Here is a 20,076-nt window from a genome sequence, read left to right as displayed (position 1 = left end):
GCGGTGTCGTTGCGGCCCGAGCCTTCGGCTCCGCGGGTGCCGTGTTGTTGCGGTCCGATGCTTTCGGCTCCGCGGCCTAGTGCCGGCCCGGACCGTGTCGTCGTGGTCCGGCTCTTCGGTTCCCGGGCTTGTGCGCCGACGCGGGCCGCGCCGTTTCGGCTCGGCCCGCGGTGGCCACAACCCATCAGGCCGCGGCGCGGATCTCGGCCTCGATGCGGCGGCGGAGGTCCTCGACCTGGATGCCGGATTCGGTCAGGACCAGCACGCCGAGGCCTTCGCCTTCGCGGATCAGGCCGAGTAGTACGTGTTCGGTGCCGATGTGTTTCTGCTTGAGTCGGAGCGCCTCGCGCAGCGACAGCTCCAGGACCTTCTTGGCGCGTGGCGAGAACGGGCCACCGGTCAGGTACCGCCGACGGCGGAAGCCGAACAGCCCGCGAGAGTGTGTCCGGGTCGGCGGCCGCAGGGCGCCTTTGCCGAACGATGCTTCGACCGCCTTGCGTACCGCGTCCAAATCGATCCCGATCTGCCGCAGGGCCTCGGCGTCGGCGTCCCCGAGCGCTCGGCGACCGACGTGGGTCTCGATGCGGCTGCGTACGTCGTCGGCGGTGACGCCGGCCTCTCGGAGCACCCGCCCGGCGACGCCACCGCCGGCGCCGTCCGGCTTGTCGTCGAGCATCGCGAGCAGCAGGTGCTCGGTGCCGACCTTCTCGTGCCGCAGCGCGTGCGACTCGGCCACAGCCCCCTTGACCACTGCCCGCGCCCGGTCGGTGAACCGCTCGAACATCACGCCTCCTGTGACGGTCGCACTACCGGACGCCCGGCGTGCTTCTTGTGTACCGCCTGCCGGCTCACTTCGAGCGCGGCGGCGATGTCCTGCCACGACCAGCCCTGCGCACGCGCGTTGTCGACCTGCACCGTCTCCAGACTTTCCAGGAGCCGGCGCAGGGCCAACACGGCGCGCAGGCCGACCTTGGGGTCGGTGCTGCTGGCGGCCGCGGCTAGGTCCACTGCCTGAGTCATGATGTCAATCTACGTTGACGCGGTGGCTTGTGTCAACTCGGGTTGACAAGCTGCAGCGGCTCGCCCGTCTCCATGAGCGTCTTGAGGTTGGCGATGATCTGGGGCCAGCCGGTGTTGATGGCGCTGAGGACGGCACTGCCCGGCGCGAAGCCGTCGTGGATCACCGTCAGTTTGACCGCGTCGCCGGCGGGCTCGAGCTCGAAGGTCACAGTGGACCGTGCCTCGGCGGCGAACGTGGCGCGGTCGGCCTCGGCGATGCCGGACGCTTTCGCCCAGTCGTCGGTGAAGGTGTGCCAGGTGTACGAGAGCTTCGTGTGCGGCTCGGAGGCGACGACCACCTGCGCCGGGTCGGAGATGCGGGCGCCTTCCGCGTGCCACGTCATGGGGGAGCCTTTCGACCAGTCCGTCTCGAACTCGACGCCCCAGTAGCGCTTCGTGAAGGCCGGGTCGGTCAGCGCCTGCCAGAGCCGCTCCGGCGTGGTGTTGATGTACGTGGTGTAGACGAACTCGGGCCTGCTCATCGGCGTCTGCTCCAATGCGGTCTTGAGGTCGGCGAGGGTTTGTGCGCGGCCACGGTCGTACCTGCTGATCCAGCGGTCGGCGATCGCGTTGACCGGCGCCGCGTTGAGGTAGTGCAGCTTTTCGCGGCCGCGCCGGACCGTCGTGACGAGCTCGGCGGCCTCGAGTGCGGCGAGGTGCTTGCTGACCGACTGCCGCGCCATGTCGAGACCCGCGCAGAGCTCGCGCAGCGTCTGGCCGTTGCGCGCGTTCAGCGAGTCGAGCAGCTCGCGGCGGCTCGGGTCGGCCAATGCCTTGAACACCAGGTCCACGGGGGGCTCTCACCTCACATGCAGCCGTTTGGCTGCCTTTCCACGATAGGCAGCCTTCTGGCTGCTCGTCAAGGCTTGGCAAAAACTGTCGTACGTACGTTCTAATCTGTCTGCATGGATATGGAGCTGGCCACCCGGGGTGGCGAAGGCGGTCCGTGGGGCGACGGTCCTCAGTGGTGCTCGGTGGCGTCGGGGGCGGTGAGCTGACGATGCGGTCCACGCAGTCGGGGCAGCAGCGCGGGCACCTCGCGCATGTGGTCGGCATAGCCGCTGCGGCGCTTCAGCGACCGGCGGTCCATCAGCGGAATGCTCGCCGCTTTGAAGAGCACCACCATGGCCAGCGGACCGATCGCCGTCCACCACCAACCAGGCGCGGCGGCCAGCCCGAAGAGCCACAGCCCCCACCACAGGGCGATCTCACCGAGATAGTTGGGGTGGCGCGTGCGCCGCCAGACGCCGGTCGCCAAGATGCGGCCGCGGTTGGCCGCCGCGGCCGCGAAGCGGTGCAGTTGCAGGTCCGCCACGGCTTCCAGGGCGATCGCGCCCGCGGTGACCAGCGTGGCGATCACATCGAGCACACCGAAGGGACGTGAGCCGGCGAGGGCGGGCCAGACCGAGAGCAGACCGAGATAGACCACGACCGTGGGCATGAGCTGGATACCGCCGAGGTTGACCAGCCACCACGGCACCCGGCCGCGCGTCGCCCGCAGTTGGTCGTAACGCCAGTCGACCTTGTGCAGGCCCGTCCAGCCGTAGGCCCAGTTCCCGGTGAGCCGCACGGCCCAGACGGTGATGAGCCCGACGACGAGCACCTGCCGCACGACATCGCCGCTGCCCGCGACGGCAACCCACCAGGCGGCGATGAGGGGTGGGGCGACGCTCCAGTAGGGGTCGTAGAGGCTCGCGTTGTCGAACGCCATCGACACCGCGAAGACGACGAGCGTGGCGACCACGTCGGCAACGAACGCGGCCAACAAGGGATGCCAGGAAGGAGGCGCTGCGACGATCACAACCCAGGCTGCCCCGAGTGCGAGCAGATAGGTGCCGAGGACAACGACCATCGACCGGGTCCGCGAAACAACACGCCTGTCCACGCAACGCCTCCCGTCACCAGATCGAGATCATCGCACCGGGCGCGACCACACACCAGGCCCGCATGCGCGGCCACCCACCGCCGCGCGCGGCTGGGCGACGCGGACCGCCTGCGCTGTGGGTACGGCCGGCCGCGTAGGCCGGCGGCTGTGTGAACCAGCGCGGCTGGGTGTCGTGTGGCCGGCGGCTGTGTGAACCTGTGCGGCTGGTATGGCTGTCGTGTGGCCGGCGGCTGTGTGAACCTGTGCGGCTGGTATGGCTGTCGTGTGGGTCGGCGGCTGGGCGGGCCGGCGCTGTGAGGTACGGCGACCGCGTGGGTGGGGCTGTCTAGGCCTGCGGTCCTGGCGTGGGGTGCGCCTGTCGGGTAGGTGCGGGGTGCGTCCGGGCCCGCACTGTTGGCGTGGCGTCGGGCGCGGCTGCCGGACCGGTGCGGGTCCTGTCTGGTTACAGGCCGTTGTGGGATGTCGTAAATGGCACGCGCGTTGGTGTCTGCCGAGGCGGCCCGATCGACTCGGTGCGCCGCGTAGGGCAGTGCGCGTCGAGCGGCTGGTCACGGCATCCGCGGCCCCTTGCCCCGCTCCACGGCAACTCATGCCTGAAAGTGGGGATGGGCACCCGAAGGGAGTTCGGGTCGCCGAAATCGTTGCGGTCCTGCACACTCTGCTGCGTGGAGGTCAGTCAATCCGGGGTGCGCTCGGCCGTCGTGGTTAATCCGGCCAAGCTGGACGACCCTGACGAACTGCGTTCCACCCTGCGCAAGGCACTGGAGAAGGCGGGCTGGCCCGCTCCCGAGTGGTACGAGACGACCGTCGAGGATCCGGGGCGGGGGCAGAGTCGGGCCGCGGTCGAGGCCGGCGCTGAAGTCGTCTTCGCCTACGGCGGTGACGGGACCATCATGGCCTGCGCTTCCGGGCTGGTCGGCACCGATGCCGCGCTCGCTGTGCTGCCCAGCGGCACCGGCAACCTGCTCGCCGCCAACCTGGGCCTCTCCGGTGAGCTGCCCGCGGGCATCGCGGTCGCGCTCGAGGGTGGCCGGCGGCGGCTTGATCTCGGGCTGGTCAAGGGGCGCGACGAGGACCGCTACTTCACCGTCATGGCCGGCATGGGGTTCGACGCTCAGATGCTCGGGTCGACCTCCGAGTCGACCAAGGCGCGGATCGGCTGGCCCGCGTACGTCTTCGGGGGTCTCAAGCATCTCCGTGACCGGCCGATGCGGATCTCCGTGCGCATCGACGACCGGCCTCCGATGCGCCGGCGGGCGCGGTCCGTCCTGATCGCCAACGTCGGCCGTCTCCAGGGCGGGGTGCGGCTGTTCAAGGAGGCCGAGCCGGACGACGGCTGGCTCGACGTCGCCATCCTGACCCCGCGCACCATGGCGCACTGGGCCGCGCTCGGCTGGGCCGTGCTGCGCCGGCGGGGGCGGGTGCCACGGATGGAGATCTACCGGGGGCACCGGGTGCAGGTCACCAGCAACCGGCCGCAGCCGCGGGAGCTTGACGGTGACGTCATTCCCGCCGGGAAGACGCTGTGGGTCGAGGTGCAGCCGCGGGCGATCTGGCTCTGCGTGCCGCGTCCGGCCGACGACGAGGACCTCGCCTACGACGTCGACGCGGCCGCCGCGCGGGCTAAACGGCTGGTGGGATGACCGACAGGGGAGCGGGGGCATGAGTTCGACCCGGATCGTTCCGGAGACGCGGCTGATGTCCGCCGACCAGCTCACCGCCGACGACGCCTGGCACACCCTGCGCCGGCACGGCGGCTGGCATCTGGTGCGCGACGCGTTCGTCCGGTTGCGGTACGGCGACGGGTTCAGCCACGCCCGGGCCTTCGCGTTCCAGCTCTGTCTCGCCGTCGTTCCGTTCCTCATCGCGCTCACCGGTCTGACCACCGACCTCGGGGTCGAGTCCGGCGGGCGGGTCGTCGCCGACACCGTGATCGCGCTGACCCCCGGCGCCAGTGTCGACGTGGTGCGCGAGCTGCTCACCGACGACGAGCGCACCGAGGACGCTGGCGAGCTGGCTCTGGCGCTGGGGTTGATCACCGGGCTGGTCGCGCTCACCATGGCGATGTCGCAGGTCGAACGGGGTGCCAACCGCATCTACGGGGTCGAGCGGGACAGGCCGGCACTGTTCAAGTACCTGCGTGCCGCCGTGCTCGCCGTCGCGGCCGGCCTGCCGATGTTCCTCGGGTTCCTGCTGCTCGTCGCGGGCGGGCCGATCGGTGACTCGGTGCAGCGCCAGTACGGCTGGGGTGGCTGGGTCCACGACCTCTTCGACGTGATCCGGTGGCCGGTCTCCCTCGCGCTGACGGTGTTCGCGATCGCCGTGCTGTTCCGGCACACCCCAAGGCGCCGCCAGCCGGGGCTGTCCTGGCTCCTGTTCGGCTCCGGCATCACCACCGTGCTGTGGATCGTGGCCAGCCTGCTGCTCGCCCTCTACGTCTCTGTGGCGGAGAGCTTCAACCAGACGTACGGCGCACTGACCGGGATCATGGCCCTCCTGCTCTGGGCCAACCTGACGGGCGTGGCCTTCTTCTTCGGGCTCGCCTTCACCGCGCAGCTCGAAGGCATGCGCGTCGGTGTGCCCGAACCCGCCGAACCCGACCTCTGGAAGCCGCTCGAGCAGCGCCGCTCCGACGAGGGTGTGCACGAGACGACTTCCGGGTAACGAACGCCGCATGACGGTCGGCACAGACAACCGAGACACCGCGGCCCGGATGCCGCGTCGCCCGCTGGAACATTTCACCGCGCGCAGCCTCGTCGGGCTCGGCGCGGTCGTCGTCGCCGGCATCGCGTTCGGCGTGCTGCTCGCGTTGGTCCGGTTCCGGTTCGGGCCGCTCTACGACCTCGACCACGGGGTGGCCGAATCCGTCAACGGGTACGTGGCCGACCACGAAGGCCTGCTCAACGTCATCCGGTTCGTCACCGACCTCGGCGGCGGGCTCAAGGTCTGGGTGGTCACGCTGGCCGTCGCCGTGCTGCTGATCCGGCGCCGCGCCCGGCTCGCCGTCTTCGTGATCGTCTCCGGACTTGGCGCCCTCGCCCTGGAGCCGACGATCAAGCTGCTGGTCGGCCGGCTGCGCCCGGTGGTGGACGTGCCGGTCGCCCACGCGCCCGGCAACAGCTTCCCCAGCGGACACTCACTCGGCTCGTTCGTCGTCTACGGCTCGCTGCTGCTGGTCTTCCTGCCCGCCGTGCCGAGGAAGTGGCGGCCCCTGGTGATCGCCGCGGTCGCGACCCTGATCACCGCCATCGGCGTCAGCCGGATCGCGCTCGGCGTGCACTTCGTCTCCGACGTGCTCGCCGGCTGGTTGCTCGGTGCGGCCTGGCTGGGCATCACCTTGTACGCCTTCCGGCTCTGGCGCCGCGAGGAGCACCGCCGGGAGCCGGCGCTCACCGAGGGTCTGGAGCCCGAAGCCGCCCGCGACCTCGAGCCGGCCCCCACCGAACGGGAAGTGCTCCCGCACCCCTGGGTGGAGACGGCCGAGGTGTTGGTCGGCTGGGTGCTCGTGCTCGGAGCGTTGTTCGGATTCGGCACCTGGGCCAGCTATCACGCCGACGGCACGGTGCTGGCGGCCCTCGACACGGAGGTGCCGCGCTGGTTCGCCGAACACCGCACAGCCACGCTCGACGGCTGGAGCCACATCGCGAGCAAGGCCGGCGACACCCACACGATCCTCGCCGTGTCGCTCGTGTTCTGCACGCTCGTTCTGGCACGCTGGCGGCAATGGCGGCCGATCCTGTTCCTCGCGCTGGTGATGGTCGGCGAACTGACGCTCTTCCTCGCCTCGGCCGCCGCGGTCGACCGTCCGCGCCCGGACGTGCCGCACCTCGACCAGAACCTGCCGACCGCCGCCTTCCCCAGCGGCCACATCGCGGCGACGCTGTGTCTGTGGACCACGATCGCGCTGATCGTGATGGCTCGCACCGACCGCTGGTGGCGCTGGCTCACGATCGTCGCCGCTGTGGTGATGCCGCTCGTCGTCGCGACCTCCCGCTTCTATCGGGGCATGCACCATCCCAGCGACCTGATGGGCGCCATGTTGCTGACCGCGCTCTGGGTTGGCCTCCTCTACGTGATCGTGCGCCCCAACGCCGAGGCGGTGGTCGCGGGTGCGGGTGATGACGTACAACATCAGAACAGGGGGGTACGACAAGTCGCGCGGGATGCGGCTTGAGGTGATCGCGGAGGTGATCGGCTCGGCCCTGCCCGACGTGGTCGCCTTGCAGGAGCTGCGCGGTGACTCCGGATCCTGGCTGGCCGAGCGCCTGGGGATGCGGATGATCCGCGCCCGCTCGTCCTGGGGCCAGCCGGTCGCGGTGCTGGTCGGTCCGGAGTGGACAGTCCTGTCCGCCGGCAGCGTCGCCCGACCGTTCCACCACGCCGCCGCCCGGGTCGAGATCGCCACGCTCGGCGGGCCGCTCACCGTCATCTCCGCCCACCTTCACCCGCACTGGGGCTGGCGCCGCCTGCACGAGGCCCGCTGGTTGGTGAACGCCGTCGGGCGTACCCGGCAGGCGTTGGTCCTCGGCGATCTCAACACCCTGGACCCGTGGACCGACCACCGGGAGCGGCTGGCCGCACTCCCGGCGCAGTACCGGGTCCGTCACCTCCGCTGGCGCCCTCTCGGCCGCCCGCCGAGCGAGCGCGACGTCGCCACCGTGGCCCGCGTCGACACCCGCGCGATCGCGGCCCTCGACGCCGCCGGGCTGGTCGACGTCTTCCGCACGGTCGGCGACGGCCCCGCCGAGACCGCACCCACCGCCCTGGGCGGCGCCGAGTTCTCCGGCATGCGGCTGGACTACCTCTTCGCCACGCCCGCGCTGGTCGACCGGCTCCGTTCGTGCCACGTCGTGCGCACGCCGGCCGCCGACCGGGCCAGCGACCACTACCCGGTGATCGCCGAGATCGACATCTGACGACGCCGGCGCCTGCTTGGCTAGGCTGCGCGCATGAGCGACCTGTGGCCCCCCGCTCCGATCAGGACCGAGCGGCTCACGCTCCGTGAGTCGGAGGCCCGTGACCGTAGGGCGTTCATCGAGCTGCTCGGCTCGCCCGAGGTCGGCACCTACGTCGGCGGCCCGCGGCCGCAGGAGGAGCTCGACCGCACGCCCGAGGTCCCCGGGCGGCGCCCGGGCGTGTTCGTCGTCGAGCGCGACGGCGCGATGATCGGCACCGTCATGCTCGAGCGCCGCGACATCGGGCCGCCGAACCGCGTCCGTCCAGAGGCGGGAGAGGTCGACCTCGGCTACCTGTTCCTGCCCCGGACCTGGGGACACGGGTACGCCGCCGAGGCATGCACGGCGGCCCTCGACTGGTTCGCCGGCGCGTTCCCGGGCGAGCCGGTCGTGCTCTGCACCCAGAGCGCGAACCAGAGCTCGATGCGGCTGGCGGCCAAGCTCGGGTTCGTGGAGGTCGACCGCTTCGTGGCCTGGGACGCCGAGCAGTGGTTCGGCATCTGGACGCCGCCGGGCAGTTGATCGACGGCCCAGACGCCGCGCAAAGCCCTGAGAACCCGCTCGACCGTGACATTGACAGTGCTGAAACCCGATGGCAACATGGGAGCGCTTCCAAGGATGACTGTCTATCTCCCACGGGAAGGGACGGCTCGTGACCCGTCAGGCCCGCACCGCCGCCGCCACCGTCATCGTGCTCGTCGCCGCCGGTCTCGTCGGCTCGGCCACCCCCGCGGCCGCCGCACCCGTGGAGCACATCACCAACGGGACCTTCGACGCCGGCACCGCCCCCTGGTGGTCGACCGCCAACACCACCCTGGCGGTACGCGACGGCCGGCTCTGCGTCGACGTGCCCGGCGGCACCGCCAACCCGTGGGACGTCGCCATCGGCCACAACGGCATCCCCCTCACCGACGGCGCCGCGTACACGCTGGCCTTCACCGCCGACGCGACCACCGACACCACGGTCACCGCCAACGTCCAGCTCAACGCCGCGCCGTACACCACCGTCCTCTCGACCGCGGTCACCCCCGACGGCGAGGAGGAGACGCACAGCTTCACCAGCGGGCTGACCGCCGCCGACGGCACGTTCACCTTCCAGCTCGGCGGCAAGGCCGACCCGTACACCTTCTGCCTGGACGACGTCAGCCTGACCAGCGACGGCGAGGCCGACCCGGAGCAGCTCGAGAACGGCGACTTCGGCGACGGCACCGCAGGCTGGTACTCCTACGGCACCACCAGCACGACCGTCCAAAACGGACAGCTGTGCTCCGCGGTGCCCGGTGGGCTGGCCAATCCCTGGGACGGCGGTGTCGGGCAGAACGACGTCCGCCTGACCGCCGGCGCCGCGTACACGCTCAGCTTCGACGCCCACGCCGATCCGACCGCGACCGTACGCGTGGCCGTCCAGCTCGGCGCCGAGCCGTACACCGGCTATTTCAGCCGTGACCTGAGCCTGACGCCGCAACAGGACCATTACGAGTTCACCTTCACCGCCCCCGACGACACCCCGGCCGGGCAGGTCGCGTTCCAGGTCGGCGGCAACGCGGCCGGCTACGAGCTCTGCCTCGACAACGTCTCGCTGCGCGGCGGGGAGCCGGAACCGCCCTACGTGCCCGACACCGGCCCGCGGGTGCGGGTCAACCAGGTCGGCTACCTCCCCGACGGCCCGAAGCGCGCCACCCTCGTCACCGACGCGACCACGGCCCTGCCCTGGCAGCTCAAGAACAGCGCCGGCACGACCGTCCGCAGCGGCACCACCACCCCGCGCGGCGAGGACGCGGCCTCCGGCCAGAACACCCACACGATCGACTTCACCGGGTACGCCGCGGAGGCGACCGGCCTCACCCTGACCGCCGACGGCGAGACCAGCCACCCGTTCGACGTCACGAAGAGCCTCTACGCGCAACTGAGATCGGACTCGCTCCAGTTCTTCTACATCCAGCGCAGCGGCATCGCGATCGACGGGAACCTGGTCGGCCAGCAGTACGCCCGCCCGGCCGGACACCTCGGCGTCGCGCCCAACCAGGGCGACACCGACGTGCCCTGCCAGCCCGGCGTCTGCACCTATCGCCTCGACGCCCGCGGCGGCTGGTACGACGCCGGCGACCACGGCAAGTACGTCGTCAACGGCGGCATCGCGACCGCCCAGCTCCTGAGCACGTACGAGCGCACCAAGACCGCACCGACGGCCAACTTCGGCGCCGCCCTGGCCGACAGCACCCTGCGGGTGCCCGAGCGCGGCAACAAGGTCCCGGACGTCCTCGACGAGGCCCGCTGGGAGCTCGAATGGCTGCTGCGCATGCAGGTGCCGGCCGGCCAACCCCTCGCCGGCATGGCGCACCACAAGCTGCACGACCAGAACTGGACCGGGCTGCCGCTGGCGCCGGAGGCCGACCCGCAGCCGCGCGAGCTGCACCCGCCGTCGACCGCCGCGACGCTCAACCTGGCGGCCGTCGCGGCGCAGGGTGCCCGGCTCTGGGCGCCCTATGACCCGGCCTTCGCCAACCGCGCGCTCGCCGCGGCCAAGACGGCGTACGCCGCCGCCAAGGCGCAACCGGCCGTCTATGCGAGCCCGAACGACGGCAACGGCGGCGGCACCTACAGCGACAACGACGTCACCGACGAGTTCTACTGGGCGGCGTCCGAGCTGTTCCTGACCACCGGTGCCGCGACCTACCGGACCGACGTCGAACAAAGCCCCCACCACACCGGCGACGTGTTCACCCCGACCGGCTTCGGCTGGGGCAGCACCGCGGCGCTCGGCCGGCTCGACCTCGCGACCGTGCCCAACGCCTTGAACGACCGGACCCGGGTCCGCCAGACCGTCATCACCGCCGCCGACACCTACCTCGCCACCGCCGCCGGGCAGGCCTACGGGCTGCCGATGCCGGGCTCGGCCAACGCCTACTTCTGGGGCGCCAACAGCAACATCCTCAACAACGCGGTGGTACTGGCGACCGCGTACGACCTGACCGGCCAGGCGAAGTACCGCAGCGGCGCGATCGAGGCGATGGACTACATCCTCGGCCGCAACGCGCTCAACCAGTCCTATGTGACCGGTTGGGGGGAGAACGCCTCCGAGAACCAGCACAGCCGGATCTTCGGCCACCAGCTGAACGAAGCGCTGCCGCACCCGCCGGCCGGCTCCATCGCCGGCGGTGCCAACGCCAGCCTCGACGACCCGTTCGCCAAGCAGCTCCTGGACGGCTGCGCGCCGATGTTCTGCTACGTCGACGACATCAACTCGTACGCCACCAACGAGGTCGCCATCAACTGGAACTCGGCGCTGGCCTGGGTCGCGTCCTTCCTCGCCGACCAGAGCGTCCAGGGGACCGTCTCCTGCAAGGTCGTCTACACCAACTACGGCACCTGGCAGGACGGCAAGGGCTTCACCGGTCAGCTCGACATCACGAACACCGGCACCGCACCCGTCAACGGCTGGACGGCCCGGTTCGCGTTCGCCGGTGACCAGCAGCTCCGCGAGGCCTGGTTGGCCCAGGCGAGCCAGGCCGGCGCCGTGCTGACCGCCCGCAACGAGTCCCACAACTCTCGCATCCAGCCGGGAGCCACCGTCATGTTCGGCTTCAACGCCACCCAGTCGTCCTCCTACGCCAATCCCGCGCCGAGCCTGGTGACCGTCAACGGAAGCCGGTGCTCGTCATGAGGAGGACAGCGGTCGTGACGGCGACCGCGCTTCTCGGCGCGAGCCTCGCCGCCGCGGTGGGCACAGCCACCGCGGCGGCGGGGTGCCGGGTCGACTACACGGTGCCCAACCAGTGGCAGGGCGGCTTCGGCGCGAACGTGGCCGTCACCAACCTCGGTGACCCGATCACCGGGTGGACGCTGACCTGGAGCTACGCCGCCGGCCAGACCGTGACCCAGGCCTGGAACGCGGCCGTGACCCAGTCCGGTGCCGCCGTCACCGCCCGCGACGCGGGCTACAACGCGAGCCTGCCGACCAACGGCAGCACGGCGTTCGGCTTCAACGGCGCGTGGAGCGGCAGCAACCCGGCCCCGACCACGTTCACCCTCAACGGCACCGCGTGCACAGGCGCCACAAGCCCGAACCCGACCACGCCGCCACCCAGCACCCCGCCACCGAGCACCCCGCCACCCACGCAGAACCCGCCACCCCAGCAAGGGGCCAGACAGGTCGAGGACCTCGACCGCGGCGCCATCAGCGTGAGATCGGGCAGCAACAACCTGGTCTCCTGGCGCCTGCTCGGCACCGAGGCGACCAACACGGGCTTCCATGTCTACCGCGGCTCGACGCGGCTCACGAGCACGCCGATCACGGCCAGCACCAACTACCTCGACGCGGGCGCGGCGGCCGACGCGAGCTACACGATCCGCGCGGTGGTGGACGGCGCCCCGCAGGCGGCCGGCCCGCCCGCGCTGCGGTTCGCCAACGGCTACCTCGACGTGCCGATCCAGCGCCCGCCCGGCGGCAGCACGCCGGCCGGCGAGGCCTACACCTACAGCGCCAACGACGCGAGCGTCGGCGACCTGGACGGCGACGGCGACTACGAGATCGTGCTCAAGTGGGACCCGTCCAACGCCAAGGACAACTCGCAGTCCGGCTACACCGGGCCGGTGTTCGTCGACGCGTACCGCCTCGACGGGACGAGGTTGTGGCGGATCGACCTCGGCCGCAACATCCGCGCGGGAGCGCACTACACCCAGTTCCAGGTGTACGACTACGACGGCGACGGCTCCGCCGAGGTGGCCATGAAGACGGCCGACGGCAGCCGGTCGGGCACGGGCCAGGTGATCGGCGACGCCAACGCCGACTACCGCAACAGCAGCGGCTACGTGCTGGCCGGCCCCGAGTTCCTCACGATGTTCGACGGCCGCACCGGTGCCGCGAGGTCCACGGTGGACTACGTGCCGGCCCGCGGCACCGTGTCCAGCTGGGGCGACAGCTACGGCAACCGGGTCGACCGGTTCCTCGCCGGCACCGCCTATCTCGACGGGACCAGGCCGTCGCTGGTGGTCTCCCGCGGCTACTACACCCGCACGGTCATCGTCGCGTACGATTTCCGCAACGGTGGCCTCCAGCGGCGCTGGACGTTCGACTCCAACAGCGCGGGATCGGCGTACGCGGGCCAGGGCAACCACAGCCTCACGATCGGTGACGTGGACGCGGACGGCCGCGACGAGATCGTGTTCGGCGCGATGGCGATCGACGACAATGGCGCTCCACTGTGGAACACGAGGAACAACCACGGCGACGCCGCCCACCTCGGCGACCTGGACCCGTCGCGCGCGGGCCTGGAGTATTTCAAGGTCTCGGAGGACAGCAGCAAGCCCGCGTCCTGGTTCGCCGACGCCCGCACGGGCCAGGTGCTCTGGTCGACCGCGCCGGCCGGCGACAACGGGCGTGGGGTGGCCGCCGACGTCTACGCCGGCAGCCCCGGCGCGGAGTCGTGGTCGGCGGCCGTTGACGGGCTCCGCTCGACCAGCGGCGCCAACGTTGGTCGCAAGCCGTCGAGCGCCAACTTCGTGATCTGGTGGGACGGCGACCCGGTGCGCGAGCTGCTCGACCAGACCCGGATCGACAAGTACGGCACGAGCGGCGACACCCGCCTGCTCACCGGCTCGGCAGTGGCCAGCAACAACGGCACCAAGGCCACCCCGGCCCTGTCAGGCGACATCCTCGGCGACTGGCGCGAGGAGGTGATCTGGCGCACGTCGGAGAGCACGGCGCTACGCATCTACGCGACTCCGGTCCAGACCGACCGCCGGATTCACACGCTTGTCCACGACCCGCAGTACCGGGTCGCGCTGGCGTGGCAGAACACCGCCTACAACCAGCCGCCCCACCCCAGCTTCTTCATCGGCAACGGGATGGGGCAGCCGGCGCGGCCCAACGTCTACGTGAGCTGACGCACGAGCTCGAAGGAGCGGATCCGGTCCTCGACGTCGTACACCATGGTGGTCAGCATCAGCTCGTCCGCCTTGGTCGACTCGAGCAGCGCGCCCAGCTGGCCGGCGACCGTCGACGGCGAGCCGACCGCCTGCCCGACCAGGCGGTCCTCCATGAAGATCCGCTCCACCTCGGTGTAGGAGACCGCGGCGGCCTCCTCCGGCGTCGCGAGGGGCTGCGGTCGGCCCTGGCGCATGCGCAGAAACGACAGCCCGGCCGGTCCCATCAGGTAGCGGGCCCGCTCATCGGTGTCCGCGACCACGGTGGAGACCGCGACCATGGCGTACGGCTTGTCGAGCCAGCGCGACGGCGTGAACCGGTCGCGGTAGAGGGCCAGCGCCGGCAGCGTGTTCTGGGCGCTGAAGTGGTGGGCGAACGCGAACGGCAGCCCCAGCAGGCCGGCGAGCTGCGCGCTGTAGCCGCTGGAACCGAGCAGCCACACGTCCGGGGTCAGGCCCGCGCCGGGCGAAGCGACGATCGCACCCGGCTCGTCTTCCGTGAAGAAGTTGATCAGGCTGGCCAGCTCCTGCGGGAACTGCTCGGCGGAGAGCCCCTCGACCGTGCGGCGCAGCGCCAGCGCCGTCGCCTGGTCGGTGCCGGGCGCCCGGCCGATGCCCAGGTCGATCCGGCCCGGGTGCAGGGCGCTCAGCGTGCCGAACTGCTCGGCGACCACCAGCGGGGCATGGTTCGGCAGCATCACGCCGCCGGAGCCGACCCGGATCGTGGAGGTGCTGGCCGCGAGGTGGGCCAGCAGCACCGCCGGCGCCGAGGAGGCGATGGCCGGCATGTTGTGGTGCTCGGCCACCCAGAAGCGGCGGAAGCCGAGCTCCTCGGTGCGCCGGGCAAGGGCGGTCGTATGGGCGAGTGCCTCACCAGGCGAGCCGTTGGCGGCGACAGGGGCGACATCGAGCACGGAGAGCGGAACGTCGATCACGAACGAGACCCAACGCCGCCGCGGCCAAATAGCTTCCCGTTACAGGCGTCGGAGTGCCGGGATCAACTCGCTCTCGGCCCAGTCGAAGAAGTCGCGCTGGCTGTCGTCGCCGATCTGGAGCACCGAGACGTGGGTGAAGCCGGCCTCGGCGAACTTCGCGATCGCCTCGACGTGGCGGTCGGTGTCCGGCCCGCAGGGGATGCCGCCTGCCACGTCCTCCTCGCGGACGAACTGCGAGGCCTCCGCGAAGGCGGCCGGGTTCGGCAGGTTCGAGTTGACCTTCCAGCCCAGGCCGAACCACGGGAACTGCTCGTGGGCGATCTTCCGGCTGGCTGCCTCGTCCGGACCCCAGCAGATCGGCGCCTGGCCGTAGCGCGGCTTGCCGGACCCGCCCGCGTCGTCGAAGAGCCGCAGCAGCCGGCTCTCGGGCTGGGTGGCGATCGCGCCGTCGCCGTACTCGCCGGCGATGCCCGCGGACTCCGGCCCGGACAGGGCCACCGCGATCGGCACCCGGGTCTCCGAGCGGTCCCACACGTACGCCTCGGGCACCTCGAAGTACTCACCGGAGTAGGTCAGTGTCTCGCCGTCGAGCAGCGGCCGGATGATCTCCAGCGCCTCGGCCAGCATGGCGTGCCGCTCGCGTACATGTGGCCAGGGTCCGACGACGTGCTCGTTGAGGTTCTCGCCCGCGCCCAGCCCCAGCACGAATCGGCCGTCGGCCAGCAGGTGCACGGTCGCCGCCTGCTGCGCGACGACGGTCGGGTGGTATCGGCGGGTGGGGCAGGTGATGTAGGTCATGAGCTCGGCCCGGGAGGTGGCGTGAGCCACGGCGCCCAGCACCGCCCACGCGTTCGGGGAATGGCCCTGCGCGTCGAGCCACGGGTAGTAGTGGTCGGAGATCGTGATCTGGTCGAACCCGACCTCCTCGGCCCGCACCGCGTAGTCGACCAGGTCCTTCGGTCCCGACTGCTCGCACAGCAGGGAGTAGCCAACGGCGACCATAAGTTGCCTCCTCGCTCCGAACGTCCGCTTACCCCGCTTACGGGAAGGCAACCCCGATATCCTCGCCAGCGTGCTCGCCGACCTGCTGCCGCCCGGCGCCGTCGCGGTGGAGCGTCGTGACGACGACGACCCGGCCCCGCTGTTCCCGGTGGAGGAGGCGGCCGTGGCCGGGGCGGTGGCCAAGCGCCGACAGGAGTTCGCCACGACGCGACGCTGCGCCCGGGACGCCCTCGCCCTCCTCGGGCTGCCGGCGGTGCCGTTGCCCCGCGGCCCCAACGGAGGACCCGTCTGGCCGGACGGCATCGTGGGCAGCCTGACGCACTGCGCCGGCTACCGGGCCGCCGCTGTGGCCCGGGCGAGCGACGTGCCCGGGCTCGGCATCGACGCGGAGCCCGACGAGCCGCTGCCCGCCGGGGTGCTGGACCTCGTCTCCGACCCGGACGAGCGGGCCGGCCTGCCGGAGGGCGGCGGGCCGTGCTGGGACCGCCTGCTGTTCTGCGCCAAGGAGGCGCTCTACAAGGCCTGGTCCCCGCTGACCGGACGTTGGCTCGGTTTCGAGGAGGCCCGCGTGGCGTTCTCGGCCGACGGCACCTTCGACGTGCGCGTGCTGGCGAACGGAGCGGGGGAGCGCACCCGGTTCGAGGGCCGCTGGGAGGCCGCGCCGGGGCTGCTGATCGCATCGGTGACCGTCAACTTAACCGGTTGACCTGTCCGGGTCGGCGGCCCTACTGTGAGTCGACGCCCCAGGGAGCCGGGCGGCAGCTGACGGGCCAGCTGCCAGCCCTTGTCACGTCTCCCTTGTGAAGGCAGGCCTCGTGAAACCGAGACTTCTCGCCGTCGTCACGGCACTGTTCGCGGCCGCGCTCGCGGCCATGTTCGTCCTCACCGTCGGTTCGCCGGCCCGCGCCGCCGCCGGCTTCACCGTCACCAACGGGCGCCTCTACGACGCCAACGGCACCGAGTTCGTGATGCGCGGCATCAGCCACGCGCACACCTGGTACCAGAGCCAGACCCGGGCGTTCGCCGACATCAAGGCGACGGGCGCCAACACCGTGCGGGTCGTGCTGAGCGGCGGCCGCTGGCCGGCCAACGGCGCCTCCGACGTGGCCAACGTGGTCAACCTGTGCAGGCAGAACCGCCTGATCTGCGTGCTGGAGAACCACGACACCACGGGGTACGGCGAGCAGAGCGGCTCCGTGCCGCTGTCCACCGCCGTCGACTACTGGATCGGCCTGCGCGACGTGCTGGCCGGCCAGGAGCGCTACGTCATCATCAACATCGGCAACGAGCCGGTCGGCAACAACGCGGTCAGTCCGACGTGGACCCAGGCGACCACCACCGCGATCCAGCGGATGCGCGATGCGGGCTTCGACCACACGCTGATGGTCGACGCGCCCAACTGGGGCCAGGACTGGCGGTTCGAGATGCGCGACAACGCGGCCACCGTGTTCGCCGCGGATCCCGACCGCAACACCGTGTTCAGCATTCACATGTACGGCGTGTTCGACACGGCGGCGGAGATCACCGACTATCTCGGCCGGTTCCGCGCGGCCGGGCTGCCGATCGTGGTCGGCGAGTTCGGCTTCGACCACTCCGACGGCAACCCCGACGAGGACACGATCATGTCCTACACGCAGGCCAACCGGATCGGCTACATCGGCTGGTCGTGGAGCGGCAACGGTGGCGGCGTCGAATACCTGGACATGGTGACGAGCTTCGACCCAACTAGGCCGACGAGCTGGGGCCAGCGGATCATCGACGGCGCCAACGGGATCCGGTCGACCTCGCGCGAGGCGACCGTGTTCGGAGGCGGCGGACCGACCGGCACGCCGACGTCCACGCCGACCTCGACCCCGACGACGCAACCGACCACGCCACCGCCGGCGCGCGGGTGCTCGGCCGCGTACAAGGTGATCGGCTCGTGGCCCGGCGGGTTCCAGGCCGAGGTCACCGTCACGGCCGGCAGCGCCGCGATCAGCTCGTGGACGGTCGGCTGGACCTGGGCCAACGGCCAGCGGGTCGGCCAGTCCTGGAACACCACGCTGACCACGTCGGGCAGCGCGGTGACCGCGCGCAACGTTTCCTACAACGGCAACCTGGGCGCGGGGGCGAGTGCCACGTTCGGCATCCTCGCGTCGTGGACGGGCAGCAACACCGCACCGACACCCACCTGCACGGCCGGTTGAGCCGGCCCGGTGGCGCCGGGGTCGCTCAGTCGACCTCGGCGCTGCCGGTGACGCGGAGCTTGCGGCGGGCGCGCTCGGAGAACGTCGTGTGGCCGAGGCGGATCACCCGGGCCGCGCCCGGCACCGCGTTGACGTCGAGGCGGTCGCCGGGGCCGACGTAGGTCGCCACGCCGCCGTCGACCTCGACCGCCAGCCGGCCGCTGCGCTCCAGGACGTCGAGGCTCAGGGTCTCGTCGACCGAGAGCATCAGGGCCCGGTTGTACGAGGAGTGCGGCGACGAGGGCACGACCAGCACGCCCTCCAGGTTGGGGGAGACGATCGGGCCGCCGGCCGAGAACGCGTACGCGGTCGACCCGGTCGGGGTCGCCACGATCACCGCGTCGGCGGCGTACCGGACGAACGGGACGCCGAGGATGCGCACGCCGACGGCGGCCGATCCGTCGCCGGGCACGCGTACCAGGGCGATGTCGTTGAAGGCGGTGACTTCCCGGCCGTCCGGCAGCGTCGTGCGGACGGCGAGCCGCTCCTCCAGGGTGTACTGCCGACTGTCGATCGCGGAGAGCGCCCACGGCAGGTCTTCGACGTCGATCTCGGCCAGGTAGCCCAGCTTGCCGAGGTTGACCCCGAGCACGGCGGTCTTCGTGCCTGCGGCGAGGCGCATGCTGCGCAGCATGGTGCCGTCGCCACCGAGGCTGACCAGGATGTTGGACTTGTCGGCCAGCGTCTCAGGGTCGACGGGGATCGCGTTGCAGTCGATGCGGGCGATGTCGTCGGCCAGCCCGAGCACCGAGGCGCCGTGGTTGCCCGCCCACTTGAGGATCGTCTCCAGCGCCGGGGCGGAGTCGCGCTGCGGATGCAGCACGATCCCGACGGTATGCACCATTCCCACAGCGCAACTGTAGTGCCGCATACGACGGAGCGCCCGGCCACCGAAGGACCGGGCGCTCCAACTGATCTTGGTCAGCGGTGGCTGGCCGCCACCTCGTAGAGCCGCTCCGGGCTGACCGCCCCGAAGAACACCCGGCCGTCGTCGGTCAGCAACCCGGTCGCCAGGTGGCTGGTGAACAGCCGCCCGCTGCCCCAGGCGCCGCTGACCTTGGGAAGCTGGCCGAGCAGGCCGGCGATCCCGGGCTCGTCGCCGCCCCCGTTCTTGTCGAGCTTGGCCATCACCACGGTGGTCCAGCCCTCGCCGATGATCGTCGGCGCCTCGCCCTTCGCAGGCTGCTGCCGCTCCTTGGCGATCTTGTCCTCGAGCGCCTTGCGGTCCTTGCCGCCGGTCGCGGCCTTCACGGCGTCCTCGAACTCGGTGACCTTGGTGCCGGCCGGCGGGTTGAAGACGAACTGCGCGTCGTCGGGCCGGTCGAAGTTGACCATCGTGAAGGCGACCTCGAAGGCCGCCTTGTCGGAGGCCGAGGGGTAGACCCGGAACCGCAGCGGCACGTGCTCGGTCGCGTCGATCGCGATCGACACCTGGCCGACCAGCGACTCGTGGTCCTTCGGGGTCAGGTTCAGCTCGTACGCGTCGCGCCCGGCGATCTTCGTCGAGCGCCCGACGCTGATCTGGGTGCTCGGCTCGATCGCCTTCAGCGCGAGGTCGGCCGCCTCCTGGGGAGAGGTCGGCAGCCCGGCCGGCGGCGCCCCGTGGTCGCCGTCGCCGTCCTTGATCTTGCCGTGGGTGGCGGTCTTGGACCGGCTGCTCCAGAGCCAGGTGTCGGAGCCGTTGCGGATCACGTCGGTCTGCGCGTCGCCGCCCAGCAGCGAGACGCGCGCCTTGTCGGGGCCGGCGTACCAGACCCGCAGTGTGTGCTGGCCGTTGACGAGCGAGGCGAAGTTGTCGTCGCCGAGCATGCCGGCGAGGCTCGCGATCGGCGGGAGGCCGAGGTCCGCCCGCTGCACGACGGTGCCCGAGAGCCCGTCCAGGCGGGCGGTCTGCAGGTCGACGAGGAGCTGGGCGGCGGATCGGTCGGGGAGGGTCGGGTCGGCGGCGCCGGCGACGGTCGCCACCGCGGCACCACCACCGATGACGGCGGCCGCGGCGGTGGCCGGAACCAGCCAGCGCAGCACCGGACGTTTGCTCAGGACAGACATGGGCGGATACCTCCTGCGGAACATGATGCCGGGCATCGGCT

Annotated in this window: 16 protein-coding genes and 1 pseudogene; 9 read left to right on the top strand and 8 right to left on the bottom strand. The window is 71.3% G+C overall.

Annotated features, from left to right (window positions below; translation table 11 throughout):
- Positions 1 to 211: 211 nt before the first annotated feature.
- From AB0J88_RS18085 to AB0J88_RS18070, 4 genes and pseudogenes are all read right to left on the bottom strand, one after another.
- Positions 212 to 784 (bottom strand): annotated as a pseudogene (locus AB0J88_RS18085) (Clp protease N-terminal domain-containing protein); the annotation flags it as partial.
- Positions 784 to 1,020, bottom strand: coding sequence for a helix-turn-helix domain-containing protein (locus tag AB0J88_RS18080; protein ID WP_089248094.1), 237 nt, complete (start codon positions 1,018 to 1,020; stop codon positions 784 to 786). The pseudogene AB0J88_RS18085 and the gene AB0J88_RS18080, both read right to left, overlap by 1 nt.
- Before the next feature lie 32 nt (positions 1,021 to 1,052).
- Positions 1,053 to 1,850: a metalloregulator ArsR/SmtB family transcription factor gene (locus AB0J88_RS18075; protein WP_364343094.1), complete on the bottom strand. Its 798-nt coding sequence runs from the start codon at positions 1,848 to 1,850 to the stop codon at positions 1,053 to 1,055.
- A gap of 170 nt (positions 1,851 to 2,020) precedes the next feature.
- The gene (locus tag AB0J88_RS18070) at positions 2,021 to 2,824 is read right to left on the bottom strand and encodes a DUF1295 domain-containing protein (RefSeq protein WP_364343097.1); all 804 of its coding nucleotides are present in this window, start codon (positions 2,822 to 2,824) and stop codon (positions 2,021 to 2,023) included.
- 785 nt (positions 2,825 to 3,609) lie between these two features.
- Between AB0J88_RS18070 and AB0J88_RS18065 the strand changes: the two genes are divergently transcribed.
- The 7 genes from AB0J88_RS18065 (at position 3,610) to AB0J88_RS18035 (ending at position 13,785) form a co-directional block, all read left to right on the top strand.
- Positions 3,610 to 4,587 (top strand): diacylglycerol kinase family protein, encoded by a 978-nt coding sequence (locus AB0J88_RS18065; protein ID WP_364343100.1) that lies wholly within the window; start codon positions 3,610 to 3,612, stop codon positions 4,585 to 4,587.
- Positions 4,588 to 4,606: 19 nt separating this feature from the next.
- Positions 4,607 to 5,608: a YihY/virulence factor BrkB family protein gene (locus AB0J88_RS18060; RefSeq protein ID WP_364343103.1), complete on the top strand. Its 1,002-nt coding sequence runs from the start codon at positions 4,607 to 4,609 to the stop codon at positions 5,606 to 5,608.
- A 10-nt stretch (positions 5,609 to 5,618) separates the two neighbouring features.
- On the top strand, positions 5,619 to 7,118 hold the full coding sequence (locus AB0J88_RS18055; RefSeq protein WP_364343106.1) for a phosphatase PAP2 family protein: 1,500 nt from the start codon (positions 5,619 to 5,621) through the stop codon (positions 7,116 to 7,118).
- A complete protein-coding gene (locus AB0J88_RS18050; RefSeq protein WP_364343109.1) occupies positions 7,063 to 7,860 on the top strand; it encodes an endonuclease/exonuclease/phosphatase family protein in 798 nt (265 codons plus the stop codon). The genes AB0J88_RS18055 and AB0J88_RS18050 overlap by 56 nt, the downstream gene beginning before the upstream one ends.
- Positions 7,861 to 7,893: 33 nt before the next feature.
- Positions 7,894 to 8,421, top strand: a complete 528-nt coding sequence (locus tag AB0J88_RS18045; RefSeq protein WP_364343112.1) for a GNAT family N-acetyltransferase — start codon at positions 7,894 to 7,896, stop codon at positions 8,419 to 8,421.
- Positions 8,422 to 8,551: 130 nt separating this feature from the next.
- The gene (locus tag AB0J88_RS18040; RefSeq protein ID WP_364343115.1) at positions 8,552 to 11,563 is read left to right on the top strand and encodes a glycoside hydrolase family 9 protein; all 3,012 of its coding nucleotides are present in this window, start codon (positions 8,552 to 8,554) and stop codon (positions 11,561 to 11,563) included.
- Positions 11,560 to 13,785, top strand: a complete 2,226-nt coding sequence (locus tag AB0J88_RS18035) for a cellulose binding domain-containing protein (RefSeq protein WP_364737922.1) — start codon at positions 11,560 to 11,562, stop codon at positions 13,783 to 13,785. The genes AB0J88_RS18040 and AB0J88_RS18035 overlap by 4 nt, the downstream gene beginning before the upstream one ends.
- Here AB0J88_RS18035 and AB0J88_RS18030 read toward each other — a convergent pair.
- Together AB0J88_RS18030 and AB0J88_RS18025 are read right to left on the bottom strand one after the other, a co-directional pair.
- The gene (locus AB0J88_RS18030; protein WP_364343121.1) at positions 13,773 to 14,759 is read right to left on the bottom strand and encodes an LLM class flavin-dependent oxidoreductase; all 987 of its coding nucleotides are present in this window, start codon (positions 14,757 to 14,759) and stop codon (positions 13,773 to 13,775) included. The genes AB0J88_RS18035 and AB0J88_RS18030 overlap by 13 nt on opposite strands.
- 39 nt (positions 14,760 to 14,798) lie before the next feature.
- Complete coding sequence (locus AB0J88_RS18025) at positions 14,799 to 15,761, bottom strand: TIGR03557 family F420-dependent LLM class oxidoreductase (RefSeq protein ID WP_364343124.1); 963 nt, start codon at positions 15,759 to 15,761, stop codon at positions 14,799 to 14,801.
- A 70-nt stretch (positions 15,762 to 15,831) separates the two neighbouring features.
- On the opposite strand from AB0J88_RS18025, the gene AB0J88_RS18020 reads away from it, so the two are divergent.
- Both AB0J88_RS18020 and AB0J88_RS18015 read left to right on the top strand, forming a co-directional pair.
- Positions 15,832 to 16,467: a 4'-phosphopantetheinyl transferase superfamily protein gene (locus AB0J88_RS18020; protein ID WP_364343126.1), complete on the top strand. Its 636-nt coding sequence runs from the start codon at positions 15,832 to 15,834 to the stop codon at positions 16,465 to 16,467.
- Between the two features lie 166 nt (positions 16,468 to 16,633).
- Positions 16,634 to 17,947 carry a cellulase family glycosylhydrolase gene (locus AB0J88_RS18015; RefSeq protein WP_364344537.1) on the top strand — a complete coding sequence of 438 codons (1,314 nt, stop codon included), beginning with the start codon at positions 16,634 to 16,636 and terminating at the stop codon, positions 17,945 to 17,947.
- 25 nt (positions 17,948 to 17,972) lie between these two features.
- On the opposite strand, the gene AB0J88_RS18010 is transcribed toward AB0J88_RS18015, so the two are convergent.
- A complete protein-coding gene (locus tag AB0J88_RS18010) occupies positions 17,973 to 18,830 on the bottom strand; it encodes an NAD(+)/NADH kinase (protein WP_364344540.1) in 858 nt (285 codons plus the stop codon).
- A gap of 77 nt (positions 18,831 to 18,907) precedes the next feature.
- A complete protein-coding gene (locus AB0J88_RS18005) occupies positions 18,908 to 20,035 on the bottom strand; it encodes a hypothetical protein (RefSeq protein WP_364343128.1) in 1,128 nt (375 codons plus the stop codon).
- Positions 20,036 to 20,076 lie beyond the last annotated feature (41 nt).

Source organism: Asanoa sp. NPDC049475 (assembly GCF_040676915.1).
Classification (GTDB): domain Bacteria; phylum Actinomycetota; class Actinomycetes; order Mycobacteriales; family Micromonosporaceae; genus Asanoa.
The sequence above is the reverse complement of the archived record's forward strand: the minus strand, read 5'-3'. Positions and strand labels throughout refer to the sequence as shown.